The 15972-nt window shown below is 63.3% G+C and carries 14 protein-coding genes and 1 pseudogene; 12 read left to right on the forward strand and 3 right to left on the reverse strand.

Translation table 11 applies throughout. The features are described from left to right. A partial coding sequence (locus Y708_RS24915) for an FAD-dependent oxidoreductase (protein WP_155853862.1) occupies positions 1–432 on the reverse strand: 432 nt, incomplete at its 3' end. 84 nt (positions 433–516) lie between these two features. On the opposite strand from Y708_RS24915, the gene Y708_RS0113160 reads away from it, so the two are divergent. Both Y708_RS0113160 and Y708_RS0113165 read left to right on the forward strand, forming a co-directional pair. After that, on the forward strand, positions 517–1338 hold the full coding sequence (locus Y708_RS0113160; protein ID WP_035776248.1) for a CPBP family intramembrane glutamic endopeptidase: 822 nt from the start codon (positions 517–519) through the stop codon (positions 1336–1338). Positions 1339–1417: 79 nt separating this feature from the next. Further along, on the forward strand, positions 1418–2608 hold the full coding sequence (locus Y708_RS0113165; RefSeq protein WP_028280302.1) for a mechanosensitive ion channel family protein: 1191 nt from the start codon (positions 1418–1420) through the stop codon (positions 2606–2608). Between the two features lie 15 nt (positions 2609–2623). On the opposite strand, the gene Y708_RS24920 is transcribed toward Y708_RS0113165, so the two are convergent. Next, complete coding sequence (locus tag Y708_RS24920; RefSeq protein WP_035776250.1) at positions 2624–4492, reverse strand: glycogen debranching N-terminal domain-containing protein; 1869 nt, start codon at positions 4490–4492, stop codon at positions 2624–2626. 143 nt (positions 4493–4635) lie between these two features. Between Y708_RS24920 and Y708_RS24925 the strand changes: the two genes are divergently transcribed. The 4 genes from Y708_RS24925 to Y708_RS0113190 all read left to right on the forward strand — a co-directional run bounded on the left by Y708_RS24925 (position 4636) and on the right by Y708_RS0113190 (position 9150). Then, positions 4636–5670 (forward strand): LacI family DNA-binding transcriptional regulator, encoded by a 1035-nt coding sequence (locus tag Y708_RS24925; protein WP_035776252.1) that lies wholly within the window; start codon positions 4636–4638, stop codon positions 5668–5670. Positions 5671–5709: 39 nt separating this feature from the next. Beyond that, positions 5710–6972 (forward strand): sugar ABC transporter substrate-binding protein, encoded by a 1263-nt coding sequence (locus Y708_RS0113180; protein WP_081746786.1) that lies wholly within the window; start codon positions 5710–5712, stop codon positions 6970–6972. 163 nt (positions 6973–7135) lie between these two features. Continuing rightward, positions 7136–8263: a carbohydrate ABC transporter permease gene (locus Y708_RS24930; protein ID WP_051478996.1), complete on the forward strand. Its 1128-nt coding sequence runs from the start codon at positions 7136–7138 to the stop codon at positions 8261–8263. Then, positions 8260–9150 (forward strand): carbohydrate ABC transporter permease, encoded by an 891-nt coding sequence (locus Y708_RS0113190; protein ID WP_028280304.1) that lies wholly within the window; start codon positions 8260–8262, stop codon positions 9148–9150. The genes Y708_RS24930 and Y708_RS0113190 overlap by 4 nt, the downstream gene beginning before the upstream one ends. Before the next feature lie 13 nt (positions 9151–9163). Here the strand turns inward: Y708_RS0113190 and Y708_RS0113195 are convergent, their stop codons facing one another. Then, entirely contained in the window at positions 9164–10201 is a 1038-nt protein-coding gene (locus Y708_RS0113195; protein WP_028280305.1) for an NAD-dependent epimerase/dehydratase family protein, read from the reverse strand. A 166-nt stretch (positions 10202–10367) separates the two neighbouring features. Between Y708_RS0113195 and Y708_RS0113200 the strand changes: the two genes are divergently transcribed. The 6 genes and pseudogenes from Y708_RS0113200 to Y708_RS24935 all read left to right on the forward strand — a co-directional run. Next, positions 10368–11468, forward strand: coding sequence for a YihY/virulence factor BrkB family protein (locus Y708_RS0113200; RefSeq protein WP_028280306.1), 1101 nt, complete (start codon positions 10368–10370; stop codon positions 11466–11468). Continuing rightward, entirely contained in the window at positions 11465–11875 is a 411-nt protein-coding gene (locus Y708_RS0113205; protein ID WP_028280307.1) for a four-helix bundle copper-binding protein, read from the forward strand. The genes Y708_RS0113200 and Y708_RS0113205 overlap by 4 nt, the downstream gene beginning before the upstream one ends. Positions 11876–11988: 113 nt before the next feature. Further along, positions 11989–12975, forward strand: coding sequence for a glutathione S-transferase family protein (locus tag Y708_RS0113210; RefSeq protein WP_028280308.1), 987 nt, complete (start codon positions 11989–11991; stop codon positions 12973–12975). Positions 12976–13106: 131 nt separating this feature from the next. Beyond that, the gene (locus Y708_RS0113215) at positions 13107–14138 is read left to right on the forward strand and encodes a FecCD family ABC transporter permease (protein WP_253905814.1); all 1032 of its coding nucleotides are present in this window, start codon (positions 13107–13109) and stop codon (positions 14136–14138) included. A gap of 68 nt (positions 14139–14206) precedes the next feature. Beyond that, positions 14207–15172, forward strand: a complete 966-nt coding sequence (locus Y708_RS0113220; RefSeq protein ID WP_253905815.1) for a FecCD family ABC transporter permease — start codon at positions 14207–14209, stop codon at positions 15170–15172. Position 15173: 1 nt separating this feature from the next. Beyond that, positions 15174–15950 (forward strand): annotated as a pseudogene (locus tag Y708_RS24935) (ABC transporter ATP-binding protein); the annotation flags it as partial. Between the last annotated feature and the right edge of the window lie 22 nt (positions 15951–15972).

Below are 15972 nucleotides of genomic sequence, written 5' to 3' on the forward strand. Positions count from 1 at the left end.
AGCGCTGCCGCCCACGCACAAAACAAACGATCCAGCCGTAACGAGCCGCCCGCCAACATCCACGGTGTGCGGATCGGTAAAGACGGCGTTTCCCTGGATAAGTTCGATGTTTAACCGTGCCATAACGGCGCTGTAACCCTTGGCTTCCAGCACCCGGTCCACGGTGGACCGAACCCGCCGCACAAGCTGCGGCCAGTCGACGGACGGCTCGCCAACCACAATGCCGTAGTCGCGCGCAGTTCGAACCTCGCGGTACAGCCTGGCGGTCTTGGCCAGGACCCGGGTGGGCACGCAACCGGAATTGATGCAGGTGCCACCCAGCCTGGCGCGCTCGACGACGGCCACCCGCGCTCCCAACTCTGCCGCACGGACCGCTGCGGCCATGCCCGCGGGCCCGCCGCCGATCACCAGAACATCAACGTCGTATGTCATGAACCCCATCTTGCCCGGTCCGGAGCATCGGGTGGAGTTCCCGGGCAGGTGCCTGGTGGATTCAAGGCGGGTAATCTCGATGGTATGAGCAAAGTGCAGGACCCGCAGCTGGCCACCAGACACAGCACGCTCAATCTCATCCCGGCGGTGTTGATCTCCCTTTCCGGGTTTGTGATGTTTGCGCTGGAGCAGCGGCTGATTGGCTACGCCATTTTGGCCGTCGCGTTGGTCACTGCCTACTTCACCGGCAGGCAACTCTTCAAGGACTTGTTGCTCCTGGCTATTGGCCTGGCGGCGATCAGCGCGGTCCCGATCACCACGGACATCAGCTTCAGCCACATGACGCTCATGGGCGCGGCAATGATTATTGCCGTCGGCCTGCCTTACTCACTGTCGCGGTGGGTCTTCAAAGATCACGCGATCCGCTTTCCCGTCCTCACTGGACAAAAGTGGACCAGGACCGAGCGCTGGTACCTGCTCGCCGTCGTCGTCATCGGCTTCTTCCTGCTCCCGGTCTACATGATTCCCACCGGCGTCTTTGAAAACTGGCCTGCGGCGTCGGACCCTGACACCGTTGCCCGGTTGTTCCTCGGGACCAACGTGCTGGGTATCTGGGACGAGCTGTTCTTCATCTGCACCGCGTTCACGCTGCTGCGGAGGCACATGCAGGACTGGCAGGCGAACCTGCTGCAGGCTGTGCTGTTCACGTCCTTCCTTTGGGAACTTGGCTTCCATGCCTGGGGCCCGCTGATGATCTACCCGTTTGCGCTGGTGCAGGCGTGGATCTTCAAGAAGACCAAGTCGCTCAGCTACATCGTCAGTGTGCACCTGCTCTTCGACTTTGTGCTGTTCCTGGTTCTCATCCACGCGCACAACCGGGAATGGTTTGACATCTTCCTGTACTAAGGCGTGCAAGGCTGAATGCCACGTGTGAATACGGGCACCGGTTGGACACACCCCCGGTACCCTCTGACACCGTAGGACCATGGACTTTCTCAACACGATCGCACCCTTGGTTGCCGTGGCAGGTGCGGTGGTTGCAGCTGTCGTGCTCGCCTGGATCATCCGCCGGGTGGCTGCACGCACGCTCCGCAAGGTCCCTCAAGTACAAGCGGTTACCAGCAGGGCGCGTGGGCCGCTCATCGCGGTGCTCTCCATCGCAGGTACACGGGTGGCCCTGGCAATGACGGCGCCGGACACCCCTTGGTTCCCCGTTGTGGACTACATCCTGGTGCTGGGCATGATTGGATCGCTGGCATGGCTGCTCGCCGTACTACTGGTGATTGTCGAAGCCCTGGTGCTCCGAAAGTACAGCGCCGAGACCAAAGACCACCGCCGGAGACTCAGGCTGAAAACCCAGATCATGCTGGCCCGCCGCGTGGGCGTGGCAGTGATCATCACGCTGGCGCTGGCGAGCGTACTGCTCACGATCGATGAGGTCCGGGCGCTTGGCGCAGGGATTCTTGCGTCCGCCGGTTTGATTTCGATCGTCGCGGGCCTGGCGGTCCAGAGCACGCTGAGCAACGTGTTTGCTGGCGTGCAGTTGGCCTTCACCGACGCCATCCGGGTGGAGGATGTGGTGCTGGTCGAGGAACAGATGGGCACCATCGAAGAGATTACGCTCACCTACGTGGTGGTGCAGATCTGGGACGAACGCCGACTGATCCTGCCGTCCACCTACTTCACCAGCACACCCTTCGAGAACTGGACGCGCAGCCGCTCCGAACTGTTGGGAACCATTGACCTGGACCTCGACTGGCGGGTTCCGATTGAGCAGATGCGCAGCCATCTCCAGCTGATTCTGGACCGCTCCGACCTCTGGGACCGCCGCACCGGCACCCTGCAGATCACCCAGGCCACCGACGGCCTGGTGCGTGCCCGCGTGTTGGTCAGCGCCGCCGACAGCGGCGCACTCTGGGACCTTCAGTGCCTCGTCCGCGAGGAGATGGTGGGCTTCATCCAGACCCGGTTCCCCGACGCGCTGCCGCGCCAGCGCTGGGAGGCGGTGGCGCCGTCGTCGTCGGCGATCAACCAAGCGAACGACGACGACGCCGCGCCCCCCGCGTCCGACGCACGCCTCTTCAGCGGTTCACCCCAGGCAGACCGCCGCGGAAGCGACTTCAGCGGGCCGGACGAGGATGTCATGGACGAGCGGGAAGGCGTCACCTCGCGCTGAGCCACCCGATGCGTTTTAGAGGCCGCCCAACGCCTGTGCGATGGGAATCGACGACGCCGCTGCCCACGCCTGCGGCCTGCAGGAGGCGGGGTAGGGGACCGGCGGCCACATCTCGTCCGCGGAATGTCCCGAGAAAAGTTCGGGGAGTCGCCAGTCGAACCCTTCGGCGGCACGAAGCAAGCCACCGGCCAGCATCGCCGCTGAATCCACAAACCCGTCCTTGAGCATGCCGCTGATGATCATGCCGGTGTCGTGGCTCCAGACCGATCCGGCATGGTAGCGGGTAGGCCAGTAACCGCCATTGGTGGTGGATACCGTGCGGATGCCGTAGCCGGAGAACATGGTGGGGTCCATCAGTCTGCGGACCACTGCTTCCTTCTCTGCCTCGTTCAGGATCCCGGTTCCCAGCAGGTGACCCATGTTGCTGGTCACGCCGTCAACGGCGCGCTTGGATGCATCCAGGGCGATGGCCGGGTAAGGCCCCTGGGCATCGGTGCACCAGAAAGCCTCACGGAACCGAACTTCAAGCTTTTCCGCGTACCCGCGCCAGTTGTCAGCGCCTGGTCGCCCAAACGCCTCGAGCAGCGCGGCGCCGCCCTGGGCCGCCTCGTAGGCGTAAGCCTGTACCTCTGCGAGGGCAATCGGGCCGTCGGCCAGCGTTCCGTCATGCCAGCGGATCGAGTCGCCCGAATCCTTCCACCCCTGGTTGGCGAGCCCATGCCCGCTGGTGTCGAGGTACTCAAGGAAGCCATCGCCGTCGGAGTCGCCGTGGTCGCGCAACCACACAAGTGCCGCCTCCAAATGGTCCAGCAGCCCCTCCACCTCGACTGCGGGCAGCCCGGCCCGCCACGCATCGTGCAGCAGGCAGATCCACAGGGGGGTTGCGTCGATGGTGCCAAAGTAGACCGGTGGCAGCGCAATGCCGCTGGTTCCCTCGGTGAAGGAGAGCGTCCCCCGGCGCACCTCGTGCAATATTTTTCCCGGTTGTTCGGCCGTGGCAGGATCGCTCGAATCACCCTGCCGCGAGGCCAATGCCCGCAGCGTAGAACCCGCCAGGGCAGTATCCACTGGTAGCAAAAGGCGCGCGGCAATGAGCGAGTCACGCCCAAACATTGTGAAGAACCACGGTGCCCCGGCCGCGAGGAAGGTGTCCTGCGGCCGGTCTGCTGTTGCCATCCGGAGACCGTTCAGGTCTGACATGGATCGGTCCACCAGTTGCCGAAGACGCTGTTCCGTCACTACCGGCGCCGCGAGCGGCGCACTGTGCGGAGCAACCATGGGGGCGGCGGCATCGCTCAGGTCAAGACGCCAGGGAAGCACGACGGCGCCGCCTGGCTCCACATCCACCATCCACGTCAGCTGGATGCGGTTGCCGTTGTAGTCCGCGCCGGCGCCCGGCGCATCGAGCTGGGCGGAGGTAGCGGGACCGCGCCAGTTCCACGTAGGACCGGTCAGCCCCAAATCCACAGTGTTGGCCGCCCCGGACTTGACCTTCTCCATCGGCGTGCTGTCAGCCGTGAGCGCACACTGCACGTCCAGATGAACCAGGAAGCTGTAGGCCGATTCAATCCGGATACTCTCGCTGATTCCATTGGCATCGGCTGTGCGTGTCCGTGTCAGATACATCAGGGGGTCGGCCACGGGGGACTGGATCCGCACAAAGTAAAGGTAGTCGACCTGGCTTGCAGAGCGGACCTGGGTGGAGACCCACTCCGGTTCCACACCGTTGACGGTGAGTACGGCGTCGCTGATAACGCGGTCATCACCGCAGTGGATTCCCTGCGCGCCGACGCCGCGGATCTGCCCCTGCGGGTCTGCCCATGCCTGGACTGGCGCACTGAAAACGCCGGTGAGGTTGTGCAGGAAGGGCTGTAAGTGCGCCACGTAAATCTCCTTGGGTTTGGTGCGGTTCCTCGACACTACTCGCCGAGTTCGTTATTAGATCGTTCAAATTTACTGTTGACATCATATTTGAACGTTCATATTATTGTACAGAGATGACGTGAACTTTGATCAAGGAGGTGCGCATGGCCAAGGCCACGCTGGTAAGTCTGGCGGAGTCACTTGGGGTGTCCAGGCAGACCATCTCCAATGTCATCAATGCCCCGCACCGGGTGAAGCCTGAGACCAGACTCCGCGTGCAGAGCGCCATCGAGCAAAGCGGGTACCGCCCCAGCGCCGCCGGCCGGCAACTGCGCACCCGCCGTTCCATGAACCTTGGCATCCGCATGATGCCGGTGGTGGACGGCATTAACGGGTCCATTCTGGACCGCTTCCTCCACGCATTGACGGAGGCCGCCCAGCAGGACGGCTACCGGCTGACACTGTTCTGCGCCGACTCGGATGCGGATGAAATCGGCCAGTATGAGGAGCTGCTCAACGTGGCTGACCTCGACGGTTTTGTGCTCACGGGTACCCACTACGGCGATGACCGCACGGCCTGGCTGCTGGACAACGATGTTCCGTTCGCAGCGTTCGGCCGTCCATGGAGCAGCATCGAGGACCCTTTCACTTCACGCCACGCCTGGGTGGACGTGGACGGAGGCGCAGGCACCGAACAGGCCACCCGCCTGCTGATCGAACAGGGCCACACATCCATTGGCTTCCTCGGTTGGCCCGTTGGTTCCGGCGCGGGAGATGACCGCCGCGCCGGTTGGCGCCGAGCCATGCACCACGCACGGTTGGCCACAAAGGGACTGGACATCCAGGCCGACGACGGCGTCGCGGCAGGCGCGCTGGGAGCGGAGCGCCTCGTTGAAGCCGGGGCAACCGCCGTCGTCTGCGCCAGTGACTCGCTGGCGCTCGGTGCAGCAGCCAAGCTGCGCCAACTCCTGCCGGAGCAGAAAACCCCCGTAGTCATCGGGTTCGATGACACCCCGGTGGCTGCCGCCGTCGGGCTGTCCAGTGTTGCCCAGCCAATCGAGGACGCGGCGCGCCACATCATCGCGGTCCTAACCCACCATCTGTCCGGCGGACGCGACGGCGGTGACAAGCCCAGGAAGCACCTGCTCCTGGAGCCAACACTGACCCAGCGCACGCCGTACTCATTCAGCAGTATCTAACCGTTCAATCACCACCACATCAATATGAGGAATCAGACAATGAAGACTGGCAAGCCTACGACAATCCGAAAGAAGATGGCCGTCGCCGCCACGGCGGCAGCGGCACTCGCCCTGAGCGCCTGTGGAGGCTCCGGCTTCTCCGAGTCAGCCGACGAGGGCGCTGACCCCGCCGCCGGACCGAGTGATGCACCCATCAGCGTGCTCATCGGCTCCTCCGGTGACGCGGAAACCGACGCGGTCAACGCAGCGGTGGATGCCTGGGCCGGCGAATCGGGCATGGACGCCTCCGTTGACGTGGCGTCCGACCTGACCCAGCAGCTCAGCCAGGGCTTTGCCTCCGGCGAGCCCGCGGACGTGTTCTATCTCTCGACCGACGCGCTCGCCGGCTATGCGGCGAACGGATCCCTGGAACCGTACGGCGACGACCTCACGAACAAAGATGACTACTATCCCGCACTGAAGGAAGCCTTCACCTATGAGGATCAGTTCTACTGCGCACCGAAGGACTTCTCCACTCTGGGGCTCGTCATCAACACCACCATGTGGGAGGAAGCGGGATTGACCGACGACGACATCCCCACCTCCTGGGAAGAGCTCGCCGCTGTCGCTGAGCAGCTGACCACCGAGGGAACTGTTGGTCTGGGCTTCAGCCCCGAGTTCCAGCGGCTTGGCGTGTTCGCCGCACAGGCAGGCGGCGGTCTGGTGACGGACGGCGCAGCCACCGTGAACAGCCCGGAGAACGTTGAGGCTCTTACCTACGTGAAGCAGATGATGAACGACGGCGTCGCCTCCTATTCATCTGAGCTTGGTGCTGGCTGGGGCGGCGAAGCATTCGGCAAGGGCCTGGCGGCCATGGTCATCGAGGGTAATTGGATAGCAGGCGCCATGACCAACGATTTCCCGGACGTTGACTACCAGATTGCGGAGCTTCCCGCCGGCCCTGCCGGCCAGGGCACGCTTCAGTTCACCAACTGCTGGGGAATCGCTGCGGACAGCGACAACATCGAGGGCGCCAAGCAGCTCGTTGAGCACCTGACGTCCGCTGAAAGCCAGCTTGGCTTCGCAGAAGCCTTCGGTGTGATGCCGTCTATCCAGTCGGTTGCCGAGGAATGGGCCGCGGAGTACCCGGACCTGGCACCATTCATTGCCGGTGGCGAGTACGCACAGAACCTTCCCACGGCGCCCGGAACCATCGATGTCCTGACCGAGCTCAACGCACAGCTCGAATCGATCAAGACCGGTGACCCCCAGCAGATCCTCGACAGCGTCCAGGGTGACATGGAAGCCGCACTCGCGGGCTAACGCCCGCCCCAGATCCCGCGGCAGCGTCCGGCCCGCAAGACGGGCGCTGCCGCGGACCTTCACAACGCTCTGCCAAAACAATGAGGTTCACGTGGCAAACACAACGGTATCCAAACCCGTAGGGTCTCCGCCAGCGCAGCGACCCAAGCGCAAACGCACAAGCATCCAGGGGCAACAGGGCCTGGCCGGGTGGCTGTTCATCGCCCCGGTAGTGGTGATCCTGGGACTTTTTCTGGTGATCCCGGTGCTCATGGCGGCGTGGGTCAGCCTGTCCGACTGGACCGGCCGCGGCAGCCCGTTGTCCGGAGATGTCAACTTCATCGGCGGCAGCAATTACAGTGCCATCCTGGGTGGCGAGGGCCTGGCTGCCCGCGACTTCGGCACGTCCATCCGCAACAACTTTTACTACGTGCTGCTGGTGGTTCCCCTCCAGACTGCCCTGGCACTGTTCCTCGCCGTGATGGTGAACAAGCAGGTACTCAAAGGCCGCGGGATCTTCCGCACCGCCTTCTATTTCCCTTCGGTGACCAGCTCCGTGGCCATTACGGTGCTGTGGCTTTTTCTCTTCAGCGCCACGGGCGTGGTCAACAAGGTCCTCTCCTTCTTTGCGGTGGAAGGCCCCAACTGGTTCCAGGATCCCCGCGGCGTGATCCACATAGTCCTGTCCGTCTTTGGCGTGTCACAGGCTCCTGAGGCACTCCAGTCGCCGGGCTTCCTGGGGATTTCCGGGTGGGAGTGGCTGGCCGGGCCATCCGTGGCCATGAGCGCTTTTGTCCTGATGGCAATCTTCACCACGTCCGGCACCTTCATGCTCCTGTTCATTGCCGCGCTGCAGAACATCAGCGGCGAGGTGCAGGAAGCGGCAATGGTGGACGGCGCCAGCGGCTGGCAACGGTTCTGGCAGGTCACGCTGCCCATGCTCCGTCCCACCCTCTTTACGGTGCTGACGCTCGGGTTGATCGGCACCTGGCAGGTATTCGACCAGATTTACACCGGCACCCAGGGCGGTCCCGGAAAAACGACGCTCACGCCTGCCTATCTGTCCTTCAACTCGGCCTTTAATAATCAGCGCTGGGGAGAGGGCGCCGCCATCGCCTTCATTCTGTTTGGGATCATTGTGGTCCTCACCCTGCTGCAGCGTTGGGCGCTCCGGGAAAAAGACATACCAAAACGACGGCGGATGGTGCCCGTGGGTGCCAACCCACAGTCAATGGCCGCGCAAGCCTCAGCCGAGAAGCACGCACGCCGCACAGGCACTGACAATGGCAATCGCGAGGGGAACAGCAGATGAGCACCGCAACAGCACCCGCCCCCGAGACCGAGGCGCCCAAGCCGCCGTCGAACCGTCGCAGGAAGGTCACCCGCGGCGCATGGATCTCCTATGGCGTGCTCATAGCTTTGGCCCTGATCTATATCTTTCCGTTCCTGGTGCAGGTGGCCACGTCCTTCAAGTCCGAACCCGAAGCCGCGGAAAACCCATTAGGCCTGGTGCCGCAGCACTGGACCTTCGCGGCGTATGACCAACTGTTCGCCAATTCGGACTTCCCCATCTGGGGAATGAACTCCTTCATTGTCACGGTGTTTGTGACCCTCGGCAGGGTGTTCTTCAACTCCCTGGCCGGTTACGCCTTGGCGCGGATAAATTTCCGCGGCCGCGCACTGGTGTTTGCGTTGTTGGTGGCGGTGATGGCGGTACCGGGTGTTGTACTGCTGATTCCCAAGTTTCTGGTGATCAACCAGTTGGGCATGTATGACTCCTACACCGGCATGATTTTGCCCTTGCTCGCCGACGCCGCCGGCGTGTTCATCATGAAAAACTTCTTTGAATCCATCCCGGCAAGCGTGGAGGAACAGGCGCGGATTGACGGCGCAGGGACGTTCCGCACGTTCTGGTCCGTAGTGCTTCCCATGGCGCGGCCAGCGGTCATGACCATTGTGATCCTGTCCTTCCAGGGATCGTGGAACGAGCTGAACCATTTCATCATTTCAACGCAGGACCCGGCGCTCACCACTCTCACCAAGGGCGTGGCCCAGCTGGCGTCCGGTCAACTGAGCCAGGGCACGCAGTATCCGCTGAAGCTGGCCGCAGCCGCGCTGATGACCATTCCGGTGGCCATCGTCTTCTTCATTTTCCAGAAACGGATCATGAACGCTTCAGCGGGAGCGGTGAAGGAGTAAGCCTCCAGCCCGGCTATTTGCTGGGGTGCAGCAGTGGCGAGCCTTTCAGCCCCGATCCGCTGTCTATGCCGTCCAGCACTTGCCGGATGGCGTCAATCGAGGTGTACTCCGGTTTCCAGCCCAGCACCGCGCGCGCGTGGTCGGTATTCATGACGGGAGCCTGGGCAGCCATGTCTATCCAGCCGGGATCGGTGGTCTGTAACCGCAGCGTCCACGACGCCGCCACCAGGGAACGCAGGAGCGGAACCGGGATATTCAGCACACGGCGCGCGCCAAGGATGCCCGCAACCAGCTCCGGGGTGAGCACCGGGTTTGCCGCAATGTTGAAGGCCCCGCTGGCCCGGTGGCTGACGGCCAGCCAGTAGGCCTGGGCCACGTCGTCAACGTGCACCGCCTGGAAGACAAGCTGGGCGGGAATGGGCAGCACCTGCAGCAGCCCCAGCCGCTTCACCAGCCCCTTGGGTACAAGCGGACCGAGGAAATAGCGGCCTATTTCACTGCCTGCTTCGGTGTTGAAGCTCAGCCCGGGCCGAAGCCGCGCAACGGGAATCTCGGGGTAGTTCGTCTCGAACTCGTCCAGCAGCTCCTCCTGTGCGGCTTTGAAGCGGCTGTAGTGGGAGGACGCGATCCCGCTGGTTGGCCAGGTCTCGTCCACCGTCTCATCCTTAGGCGCGGGACTGTAGGCAGCCACGGAGGAGGCGCAGACAAAGTGCCTTACGCCGGCGTCGGCCGCCGCGCGCAGCGCATTCTGGGTGCCAATGACGTTGGTCCGGTGCATCGCTGCTTCGTCGCGGTTCGGCTGGATTGCCCAGGCCAGATGTACGACGGCGTCAGCCCCTTCCAGCGCAGTAGTCAGGTTGGTGCGGCCACGGTCGGTGCCCACGTCGGCGCTGTGCCACTCGACGCCGGAATAGGGCTCCTGGTCCGTGGACGGCAGACGCCGCGCGATTCCGACGATGCTGATCGATGGATCTTCCTGGGCCGCGAGCCGTAGCCGGCGCAGCAAGGCCGTGCCCACGTTTCCCGTTGCCCCGATGACAGCTATTCGCATGAAGTTGAGTCCTTTTATCGTCAGTGCCGTGCCTGCAGTGGCTGGACCGCACTCAGAGCGCCGTGGCGATTTTGCGGACCTCAGTCAACAGTAAACTGTTGAACCCCTATTGCCATAGTAAGTATCCTTATGGTTCCGTTGGGGGAGCACGTTACCGGGAGGCACCATGAACAAGAAGAGCCCTGCCGACGCTGATTCTCCTGAAGCGGCCACGCAGGCGAAGGCGGCAGTCAGCCCCGCTCCGGATGATCCGCGCAAACCTGACGATCCGACGGATATCCGTCGGCCAGCGTGGGGGTATGTCTTCAAAAGGACGCTGCGGGAATTCAGCAAGGACCAGTGCACCGACATCGCGGCAAGCCTCACCTATTACGCGGTGCTCTCGATCTTCCCGGCACTGCTGGCTCTGGTATCCATCCTCGGTGTGGTGGGTCAGGTTGAAGCGACCACCGCTCAGCTGGTGACCATTGTTGACGGCGTGGCGCCGGGCGCCGACACTGCGCTACTTGAATCAACGGTGCAGCAGCTGGCTTCGTCGTCCACGGCGGGGCTGACCCTTGTAGTCGGCATTCTGGGCGCCGTGTGGTCCGCCTCCGGGTATGTTGGCGCGTTTGGCCGGGCCATGAACCGCGTGTACGAGGTGGAGGAGGGCCGCCCGTTCTGGAAGCTGCGCCCCACCATGCTTGGCGTGACGGTGGTGGTGCTGCTGCTTGTGGTGCTGATGGCGTTACTGCTGGTGCTTTCCGGGCCGGTGGCGGAGTCGGTGGGCAACGCCATCGGGCTTGGTGCAACGGCCCTGCTGGTGTGGAACATAGCCAAGTGGCCGGTGCTGGTGGCATTCGCCGTCGTGATGATTGCACTTCTTTACCACTGGTCACCCAACCTGCAGCAGCCAAAGTTCAAGTGGACTAGTCTGGGCGCATTCATTGCCCTGCTGGTCATGGCGGTGACCACCACGGGCTTCGCGTTCTACGTGGCGAACTTCAGCAGCTACGGCGCAACCTACGGAGCGATCGCCGGCGTGATAGTCCTGCTGCTGTGGTTGTGGCTGATCAATTTGTCACTGCTGTTCGGCGCCGAGTTCGACGCCGAGCTTGAGCGGGGGCGCCAACTGCAGGCAGGTATTGAAGCCGAGGAAACCATCCAGTTGCCGCCGCGGGACACCAAGCAGAGCCGAAAGAAGCGGGACAAGGAGCTCATGGACATTGAGAATGGCCGGGAACTTCGCAGAAAATACGGAAGACAAAAGGAACGGAGTAAGTCATGAGCCACATTAAGAGCATGATCGACGCCCACCCCAAGCAGGCCGGTGACCTTCCGGCTGATCAACTGGCGCAGGCCATCAAGGCATGCCTGGACTGCGTTGCCGTGTGCGGCAGTTGCGCCGACGCCTGCCTGGCGGAAGAAGGCATTGAGGAACTGCGGCACTGTATTCGCACCGACCAGGACTGCGCGGACATCTGTCTGGCCACGGCACGGATGCTGCAACGGCAGGGCGGACACCATACCGCTGTGCTGCGGCCACTTCTGGAGGCCTGCGTCGCAGCCTGCCGTAACTGCGCTGACGAGTGCGAGCGGCACGCCGGCATGCACGAGCACTGCCGCATCTGCGCCGAACACTGCCGCAGGTGCGAAGAAGCTTGTGCGGCGTTGCTGGTGGCGTTGTCCAACTAACCCATCGACTCTCCCCAAAATGACCCTTTCAGCTTCATTTTGGGGTTGAGAAGGTCATTTTGGGGAGAGTCGATGAAGCGGTCCGGGCCACCAGCGAGGATTAAGGTAATCAGATGAGCGATTCCGAGAACAGCACCAACGGCAGCTACGTCGACGCCGGTCAAGAGTTCACACGCGACACCGCCTACATCGAAACCCGGATCACACGCGACGGCGCTGACGGATTTCCCGTCGAGGCCGGCCGCTACCGGCTCATCGCCGCGCGGGCATGTCCCTGGGCGAACCGCGCCATCATCGTGCGGCGGCTGCTGGGACTTGAGGACGCCATTTCGCTGGGCACCCCCGGACCCACCCATGACAAGCGATCCTGGAAGTTTGACTTGGATCCCAGCGGCAAGGACCCGGTTCTTGGCATAGAGCGGCTGCAGGATGCCTACTTCAGGCGGGATCCCGATTACCCCAAGGGGATTACTGTGCCTGCAATAGTCGACACTCGCTCGGGTGCTGTGGTGACCAACAATTTCCCCCAGATCACCCTCGACTTTTCGTCTGAATGGCAGGAGTTCCACCGCGAGGGAGCCCCGGACCTGTACCCGGAAGCACTGCGTGCTGAGATCGAACAGGTCAACAAGCGCGTTTTCACCGAAGTGAACAATGGTGTTTATCGCTGCGGGTTCGCCGGTTCGCAGGAGGCGTACAACGACGCATACGACCGTCTGTTCGCGGCCCTGGACTGGCTGGAAGAACGGCTCATGCGACAGCGGTTCCTGGTGGGTGACACCATCACGGAAGCCGACGTGCGGCTCTTCACTACGCTGGTGCGTTTTGACCCGGTGTATCACGGGCACTTCAAGTGCAACCGCAACAAACTCACCGAGATGCCGGCACTGTGGGGCTACGCCCGCGACCTGTTCCAGACACCCGGATTCGGCGACACCGTGGATTTTGACCAGATCAAAAAGCACTATTACGTGGTCCACGAGGACATCAACCCCACCGGAATCGTGCCCAAGGGACCCGATCTGGCGAACTGGCACAGCGCGCACGGACGGGAGCGGCTGGGCGCGAGGCCCTTTGGGGACGGCACCCCGCCCGTCTGATACCCGAGCGACCGTTCTGATAATTAGGCAACAGAAGCGTTTCCTAATCCCGGGAAACATAGGCTAGCCTTACTTAAGTCGGAACAGGACCAAGGGAGGCGTGCGTGGCGGTTGATGCTGTAGCTGCTCCTGTGAGGAGCCCCCGGGCGGTTCCGGGCGGCAAGTCGGTCAAGGTGCACCGCGGCTGGAAACTACTGGCCGCCGTCGTCGTGCTTGTACTGATCAGTAGTGCTTCCCTGGCCTTCGGTGCCCGGGCCGTCAGCTTTGAAACCCTGATTCAGGCACTCACGCAGTTCGACCCCGCCAACGGTGATCACGCCGTCGTTCTTTCGCGAATTCCACGCACTGTGACCGGGCTCCTGGTTGGTGCAGCCCTGGGAGTCGCCGGTGCAGCCATGCAGGGAGTTGCCCGCAATCCACTCGCCGACCCCGGCATCCTCGGGGTCAACGCGGGTGCCGCGCTCGCCGTGGTGCTGGGAATCTACGTTCTCGGGGTCACCGAGGTCACCGGCTACATCTGGTTTGCATTTGTCGGTGCCGCAGCCGCAGCCGCCCTCGTCTACGCCGTGGCCAGTCTGGGGCGGGAGGGCGCTACACCCATTAAGCTGGCGATCGCGGGCGCCGCACTCACGGCCGGGCTGAGCAGCCTTATGAACGCCGTGCTGGTATCCAGCAGGCAGACGTTCGACAGTTTTCGGTTTTGGCAGGTGGGGTCCGTGGCCGGGCGTGGCTGGGACATCATTCTGCCGGCTGTACCGTTCCTTGCTGCCGGCCTTGTCCTGACGCTGCTTACCGGCCGGGTGCTGAACAATCTCTCACTGGGCGATGATATTGCCCGCGGACTCGGCCAGAAGGTTGCGCTGTCGCGGGCAGTCGCTGCCCTCGGCGTCGTCGTGCTCTGTGGTGCTGCCACTGCTGTTGCCGGGCCCATAGCATTTGTGGGGTTGGTGATACCGCACCTGGTCCGGGCGTTCACCGGCCCCGATTACCGCTGGATTCTTCCGTTCTCGCTGGTTTTCGCGCCCATGCTGCTGCTCGGCGCGGACATCATCGGCCGCGTGATCCTGCCTCCAGCAGAGGTCCAGGTTGGCATCATGACGGCGGTCATCGGAGCGCCGGTCTTCATCTGGCTGGTGCGTCGGCGGAAGCTGGCCCAGCTGTGAGCGCCGCCACCACTGAGGTCATCATCGCTTCGGCCCGCGGTCAGCAGGGCACTGCGCGTAGAAGGAAACTGGCCGCACTGGCTGCGTTGATCTTTGTGCTGTTCGCCGTCACTGTCCTGCTGGGCCGCTATACGGTGACCATTCCGGACTTTTTCCGCATCCTTGGCGGAGCGGACATTCCCGGTGCCAGTTTCATTGTCATGGAAAACAAGCTTCCGCGGGCGGTCATTGGCGTGCTGGTGGGCTGTGCGTTTGGCGTGGCCGGGGCTGTCTTCCAGACCATGCTGCGGAATCCGCTGGCAAGCCCCGACATCATCGGAATCAGCTACGGAGCCAGCGCATCGGCCGTCGCGGCGATTGTGTTGTTCGGCGCCTCGGGGCTGGTGGTTTCCGGTGCGGCGCTGCTGGGTGCGTTGGCTGTTGCACTGGCCATTTACGCTATTTCACGCCGTGGAGGAGTAGGCGGCTATCGGCTGATCCTCGTGGGCATCGGCTTCTCGGCGGTGTTGCACGCCTGCGTGAACTTTCTGCTGACACGCACAGACATCACCGTTGCAGGTGAAGCCCTGATCTGGCTGAACGGGTCGCTCAACTCCAGCAACTGGGACCGGGCCACTGTGCTGGTCCTGGCACTCGCCGTACTGCTTCCGGCCGTTGCCGCTCTTTCCCGCAACCTCCGCGGCCTGGAACTCGGGGATGACACCGCGGCTGGCCTCGGCGTTCCGGTGGAACGGTCGCGGCTTGGCCTGATCATTGTGGGGGTTGGACTGGCGGCTGTTGCTACGGCGGCCGCCGGGCCCGTTGCTTTCATAGCCTTCCTTTCAGGCCCAATTGCCCGCCGGATCCTCACGGGACACAATTCGTTGGTGGCCGCCGGTCTGACCGGCGCCGCTATTGTTCTTGCCGCCGACTTTGTCGGGGCCAACCTGATTCCAGACGTTTCCCTGCCGGTCGGAGTGATCACGGGTGTGCTCGGCGCTCCGTTCCTCCTCTGGCTGCTGGTAACGTCCAACCGTTCCGGCCAAGGAGGCTGAAATGTCATTAGAGGCGCAAGACCTGACGTTGTCCTATGACGAACGCACTGTGGTCGAAGGACTCTCGGTGGAGCTCCCGGCCGGCAAGGTAACGGTGATTGTCGGTGCGAACGCGTGCGGCAAGTCCACGCTGCTGCGCGGCTTGGCGCGCCTGCTGAAACCCGCTGCGGGCACCGTCATGCTGGATGGGAAGGACATCCACTCGCTGTCCACCCGCGCCGTCGCCAGAACCCTTGGCCTGCTTCCCCAAACACCCGTGGCACCGGACGGGATTACGGTGGCCGATCTCGTGGGCCGCGGCCGCTACCCCCACCAGGGCTGGTTCAGACAGTGGAAACCAGAGGACGACGACGCCGTCGCTTCCGCTCTGCAGGCCACCGACACGCTGGAACTTATCGACCGGAACGTGGATGAACTCTCCGGCGGGCAGCGCCAGCGGGTGTGGATTGCCATGGCGCTGGCCCAGCAGACCGACATACTCCTGCTGGATGAGCCAACAACGTTCCTCGACGTCACCCACCAGATCGAAGTGCTGGACCTCATCACCGACCTCAACCGCAGGGCAGGCACCACGGTGGCCATCGTCCTGCATGACCTGAATCTCGCGGCGCGCTACGCCGACCACCTGATCGCCATGAAAGGCGGCCGCATCGTGGCGGAGGGCACCCCGGCCGAGGTGGTCACGGAGGCAAACGTCGACAGTATCTTCGGGTTGCGGTCGAGGGTGCTGCCGGACCCCGTATCGGGGACTCCCATGGTTGTGCCCATCGGGCGGCACGGCACATTTAACGCAGGACCGG

It is taken from the genome of Arthrobacter sp. H5, from assembly GCF_000520595.1.
Lineage (GTDB): Bacteria > Actinomycetota > Actinomycetes > Actinomycetales > Micrococcaceae > Arthrobacter_D.

Excerpts from the sequence above, each read along its gene's own strand:
- Y708_RS0113180 (WP_081746786.1), top strand. The coding sequence starts at position 5,710 with ATGAAGACTGGCAAGCCTACGACAATCCGAAAGAAGATGGCCGTCGCC.
- Y708_RS0113160 (WP_035776248.1), top strand. The coding sequence starts at position 517 with ATGAGCAAAGTGCAGGACCCGCAGCTGGCCACCAGACACAGCACGCTC.
- Y708_RS0113205 (WP_028280307.1), top strand. The coding sequence starts at position 11,465 with ATGAGCCACATTAAGAGCATGATCGACGCCCACCCCAAGCAGGCCGGT.
- Y708_RS0113200 (WP_028280306.1), top strand. The coding sequence starts at position 10,368 with ATGAACAAGAAGAGCCCTGCCGACGCTGATTCTCCTGAAGCGGCCACG.
- Y708_RS0113210 (WP_028280308.1), top strand. The coding sequence starts at position 11,989 with ATGAGCGATTCCGAGAACAGCACCAACGGCAGCTACGTCGACGCCGGT.
- Y708_RS0113190 (WP_028280304.1), top strand. The coding sequence starts at position 8,260 with ATGAGCACCGCAACAGCACCCGCCCCCGAGACCGAGGCGCCCAAGCCG.
- Y708_RS0113195 (WP_028280305.1), bottom strand. The coding sequence starts at position 10,201 with ATGCGAATAGCTGTCATCGGGGCAACGGGAAACGTGGGCACGGCCTTG.
- Y708_RS24925 (WP_035776252.1), top strand. The coding sequence starts at position 4,636 with ATGGCCAAGGCCACGCTGGTAAGTCTGGCGGAGTCACTTGGGGTGTCC.
- Y708_RS0113165 (WP_028280302.1), top strand. The coding sequence starts at position 1,418 with ATGGACTTTCTCAACACGATCGCACCCTTGGTTGCCGTGGCAGGTGCG.